Origin of the sequence: Mycobacterium colombiense (assembly GCF_001665835.1) — a bacterium.
Lineage (GTDB): Bacteria > Actinomycetota > Actinomycetes > Mycobacteriales > Mycobacteriaceae > Mycobacterium > Mycobacterium colombiense_A.
On sequence record NZ_LZSX01000050.1, the window covers coordinates 1 to 4,691 of the forward strand.

At 67.9% G+C, this 4,691-nt stretch carries 6 protein-coding genes; 3 read left to right on the forward strand and 3 right to left on the reverse strand.

The genetic code is table 11. The annotated features are described in order from the left end of the window. The first annotated feature begins 7 nt into the window (after positions 1-7). A complete protein-coding gene (locus A5760_RS11125) occupies positions 8-364 on the forward strand; it encodes a type II toxin-antitoxin system HicB family antitoxin (protein ID WP_155764296.1) in 357 nt (118 codons plus the stop codon). A gap of 13 nt (positions 365-377) precedes the next feature. On the opposite strand, the gene fdxA is transcribed toward A5760_RS11125, so the two are convergent. After that, positions 378-704: a ferredoxin gene (gene fdxA / locus A5760_RS11130; RefSeq protein ID WP_064880621.1), complete on the reverse strand. Its 327-nt coding sequence runs from the start codon at positions 702-704 to the stop codon at positions 378-380. Between the two features lie 220 nt (positions 705-924). Here fdxA and A5760_RS11135 point away from each other — a divergent pair, with 220 nt between their 5' ends. Further along, a complete protein-coding gene (locus tag A5760_RS11135; protein ID WP_064880623.1) occupies positions 925-1,872 on the forward strand; it encodes a LysR family transcriptional regulator in 948 nt (315 codons plus the stop codon). On the opposite strand, the gene A5760_RS11140 is transcribed toward A5760_RS11135, so the two are convergent. Together A5760_RS11140 and A5760_RS11145 are read right to left on the reverse strand one after the other, a co-directional pair. Continuing rightward, positions 1,869-2,585: a sirohydrochlorin chelatase gene (locus tag A5760_RS11140; protein ID WP_064880625.1), complete on the reverse strand. Its 717-nt coding sequence runs from the start codon at positions 2,583-2,585 to the stop codon at positions 1,869-1,871. The two genes, A5760_RS11135 and A5760_RS11140, sit on opposite strands and share 4 nt — an antisense overlap. A 7-nt stretch (positions 2,586-2,592) precedes the next feature. Further along, positions 2,593-4,260 carry a nitrite/sulfite reductase gene (locus tag A5760_RS11145; RefSeq protein ID WP_064880627.1) on the reverse strand — a complete coding sequence of 556 codons (1,668 nt, stop codon included), beginning with the start codon at positions 4,258-4,260 and terminating at the stop codon, positions 2,593-2,595. Between the two features lie 294 nt (positions 4,261-4,554). On the opposite strand from A5760_RS11145, the gene A5760_RS26650 reads away from it, so the two are divergent. Beyond that, positions 4,555-4,691: FAD-dependent oxidoreductase (locus A5760_RS26650; RefSeq protein ID WP_155764295.1), on the forward strand; the 137-nt coding region annotated here is incomplete at its 3' end.

Here is a 4,691-nt window from a genome sequence, read left to right on the forward strand (position 1 = left end):
GATGTGTATAAGAGACTACACCTACCGCGTCGCGTGGTCGCCGTACCACCGCCAATACGTCGGCACCTGCCTCGAATTGCCGTTCATGCGGCGTGAAGCGGCGACCGCCCAAGAGGCCGTCGTTGAGGTCGAGACGGCCGTCGACCGGCACGTCGAAATCATGCTGAACGCCGGCGAGACACCACCGACGCCGATGGCGGACCGCAACTACAGCGGCACGATCGTGATCAGGACGTCCCCGGAGTTGCACAGCCGCCTGGCCGTCGAAGCCGCCGAACAGCAGGTTTCGATGAACCAGTGGGTGGTTCAGAAGCTTTCGGGGCGACGGCCCAGCGATACGTTCGGGCTGTCCGGGTGGGACTAGCGGCGCGCTGCGGTTATGACGCCTCTGCTCGGCTTTCCAGCTCCTTGACCGGGGCGGGGTCGTTCTCGGTCATCCCGACCTTCGCCGCGCCGCCGGGCGAGCCGAGCTCGGTGAAGAAATCGGCGTTGATCTGCAGGTATTGGGTGTGCTCGGCGGGCAGATCGTCCTCGTAGTAGATGGACTCGACCGGGCACACCGGCTCGCACGCACCGCAGTCGACGCACTCGTCGGGGTGGATGTAAAGCATCCGGGCGCCCTCGTAGATGCAGTCGACGGGGCATTCCTCGATGCACGCCTTGTCTTTGATGTCGACACAGGGCTCGGCGATCACGTAGGCCACGAGTGTTGTCCTTCCTTCTGGGCTAGCGGGGTCAGCCGGCTGCGGCCCGTCAAACACGGTCTGGCTGGCTAATTTAGCGCGAGGACGCCCGCGCGGGCTACCGGCCTGCACGCCTCATGTGTCCCATCGTTGCGGCTCGGGCGGGGCGTGAGTAGAGGTTTGGCGTTGTGGTGTCACAAGCTATAGTTGTGTCACACGATTTGATTGTGAGCTGCCGCCCATGCCCCTGAGCCCCCGGTTGCCCGAACTCGCGTCGTTCGAGGCGTTTTTGGCGATCGCCGAGACCGGCAGCCTGGGCCGTGCCGCGCGCGAGCTCGGGCTGACCCAGCAGGCGATATCCCGGCGGCTTGCCACCATGGAGGCCCAGATCGGCGTCACCCTGGCCGTCCGGACGACGCGCGGCTCGCAACTGACGCCCGCGGGCCTGATCGTCGCGGACTGGGCGACCCGCTTGCTCGAGGTCGCCGGCGAGATTGACGCGGGCCTGGGCTCGCTGCGAAAGGAAGGGCGCGAACGCATCCGGGTAGCGGCCAGCCAGACGATCTCGGAACAACTCATGCCGCAGTGGCTGCTGTCCCTGCAGGCCGAGGCCACGCGGCGCGGCGAGACCGCACCCCAGGTGATCCTGACCGCCACCAACAGCGACCACGCCATCGTCTCGGTCCGCGACGGCAGCGCCGACCTGGGCTTTGTCGAAAACCCCGGCACACCAAAGGGGTTGGGTAGCTGCGTGGTGGGGGGAGACGAGCTGGTGATCGTGGTCCCGCCGGACCACAAGTGGGCGCGACGGGGGCGGGTGGTGACCGCGCGCGAACTCGCTCAGACGCCGCTGGTGGCCCGCGAACTCCATTCGGGCATCCGCGATTCGCTGACGGCCGCGTTGCGCAAGGTGCTCGGCGAGGACATGCAACAGGCCGCGCCCGTGCTGGAATTGACCTCCGCGGCGGCGATGCGCGCCGCCGTGCTCGCCGGGGCGGGCCCGGCGACCATGAGCCGGCTGGCCGTCGCCGACGACCTGGCGTTCGGCCGGCTAGACGCGGTGGAGATTCCGAAGTTGGACCTGCGCCGCAAGTTTCGGGCCATCTGGGTCGGCGGAAAGACCCCGCCGCCCGGAGCGATCCGCGACCTGCTGAGTCATGTCCTCAGCACGGCGGCGGCGAAAAGCTAGGCAGCGGCGTCCTCGGTGAGCGCGTCATCGTAGCGGTCGAGCACCGTCTCGGCCACCAGCCGGTGCGCCCCCAGCGGTGCCGCCATGGGAATGCCGTTGTCGCGGGCGAAGTTTGACACCCCGTCGGTGATGAAGCCCGGGGCCAAGAACCACGGTGCGATGACCAGACGCCGCGCGCCGCGGCGGCGCAACTGGTCGGCGGCCCGGGCCACCGACGCCTCGGGCCGGGTGGCGAACGCCGTTGTGGCCCCGGCCCATTGGGTGCCGGCGGCCAGCCTGGCCGCCACCTTCGCGGTGCGCGCATTCGCGGCGAGGTTCGACGACCCGATCGCCACCACCATCACCCCGAGATCGTCGTCGAGCGGGGAGACCCCGACCTCGACGAGACGTTCGCGCAGCACCGACACCAGGCGCTCGTCTTCACCGAGCACGTCGGCCTGCCGGATGCCGTGGGCGCCGGCGTCGGCGATCTGCTTGGGGATGTCCAGGCGGGCGTGATAGGCGCTGGCCAGCAGCAACGGGGCGACCACCGCGCGGCGGGCGTCCGGCAACCCGGCCAGCACGTCGACGAAGTTGGGGGTGTTGAGCTCGAGGAATGCCAGTCGCACGTCGAGGTCGGGCCGCATCAGTGCCAGCCGGTCGGCCACGGCCTCGGCGTTGGCGCCCGACCGTGGGTCGCGGCTGCCGTGCGCGGTGAGTACGAGTGTGGTCATCGCGGCCTCAGCGGAGCTCTTCCTCGTCGGCGCGCAGCGCCCAGGAGGCGAACGTCTCGCCGTCCTGGCGTCCGTCGATGTACTTGCGTGTCACCCGGTCGATGTAGTCGCCCAGTTCGGCGCTGGTGACCTTGTGCTGGCGCAGTTTTCGGCCGAAGCCGCTCTGCTCGCCCAGGCCGCCGCCGAGGTGCACCTGGAAACCCTCGACCGAGTTGCCGTCGCCGTCGTCGATCCACTGTCCCTTGAATCCGATGTCGGCCACCTGAATTCGGGCGCACGAGTTCGGGCATCCGTTGAGGTGCACGCTGATCGGCAGGTTGAGCTTGGAGTCGACGTCGGCGAGACGCTGCTCCAGCTCGGGCACCAAAGTCTGTGCCCGAACCCGGGTTTCGGCGAACGACAGCTTGCAGTACTCAATTCCGGTGCACGCCATGGTGTTCTTGCGCCATGACGACGGCCGCGACGGCAGGCCCAGCGCATCCAGACCCGCGACCAGGTCGTCGACCTTGTCGTCGGCGACGTCGAGGATGACCAGCTTCTGGAACGGGGTCCACCGCGCCCGGTCGGAGCCGGCCTGCTCCATCAGGTCGGCCACGGCCGACAGTGTGCTGCCCGATACGCGCCCGACGATCGGCGCGACGCCCACGGCGTTGAGGCCGTTCTTGATTTTCTGCACCCCGACGTGGTCGATGGTGTGCTGGACCGGAGCGGGCGCCGGTCCATCGATCAGCCGGCGGTTCAGGTACTCCTGTTCGAGAACTTCACGGAATTTGTCTATGCCCCAGTCCTTGACCAGGAACTTCAGCCGGGCCTTGGCGCGCAGCCGGCGGTAGCCGTAGTCGCGGAACAGCTGGGTGACGCCCTCCCAGACGTCGGCGACCTCGTTCAGCGGCACCCACACGCCCAGCCGCTGGGCCAGCATCGGGTTGGTCGACAGGCCGCCGCCCACCCACAGGTCCAGGCCGGGGCCGTGTTCGGGGTGGTTGACGCCGACGAACGCGATGTCATGCGTCTCGTGCGAGACGTCCTGCAGACCGGAGACCGCGGTCTTGTACTTGCGCGGCAGGTTGGCGTACTCGGGGTTGTTCAGCGCGCGGCGGACGATCTCGTCGATGGCGGGTGACGGGTCGAGAATCTCGTCGAGCGAGTCGCCGGCCAGCGGCGAGCCGTGGATGCCGCGGGGGCAGTCGCCGCAGGCCTCGGTGGTCTGCAGGCCCACGGATTCGAGCCGCCGCCAGATCTCGGGGACGTCCTCGATGCGGACCCAGTGCAGCTGCAGGTTTTCCCGGTCGCTGATGTCGGCGGTGTCGCGCGCGAATTCGGTCGAAATCTGGCCCAGCGTGCGCATCGTGTGCGCGGTCATCGCCTTGCCGTCGGAGCGGACCCGCATCATGAAGTACTTGGCTTCGATCTTGTCGGTGTTCTCGTCGCCGGTCCAGCTGCCGTCGTAGCCCTGCTCACGCTGGGTGTAGAGGCCCATCCAGCGGAACCGCCCGCGCAGATCATCCTTGGCGATGCTGTCGAAGCCCTGCTTGGAGTAGACGTTGATGATGCGGTCGCGCACGTTGAGCGGCGCGTCGTCGCTCTTGAACTGCTCGGCGTGGTTGAGCGGTTCGCGATCGCCCAGCGCCCACTGACCGTCGTTGCGGGTCTTGACGGGACGTGCGGTGGTCATGTGGCGTTCTCATTCCTCGTGGCGGCCCGAGTGGGCTCAGATCGGCCGTGGTGCGGCCGCAGGGCGGGCTGGCGGGCCGCGGCATCGCGATGATGTTGGGTCTGTAGGCACCCGCAAGTTCGTCGTTGGACCCACGGGTCGCGATTTCCATGGTGCACCAGTTGCGGCGGCGTCAGTAGAGGTCATGTGTTGTGAAGGCACAACACACTGTTGTGTGCGCCGCTTCACGTCCTTGCCTTGGCGGCCAGAGGGATTGGGCCGGCGCTTTTCGGGTTCGCAGTAGTGTGGCCGCTTATGAGCTCCTCCGACATCCACGACGTGATCGTTATTGGTTCGGGTCCTGCTGGGTATACGGCGGCGTTGTATGCGGCGCGGGCGCAGTTGGCGCCGGTGGTGTTTGAGGGGACGTCGTTTGGTGGGGCGTTGATGAC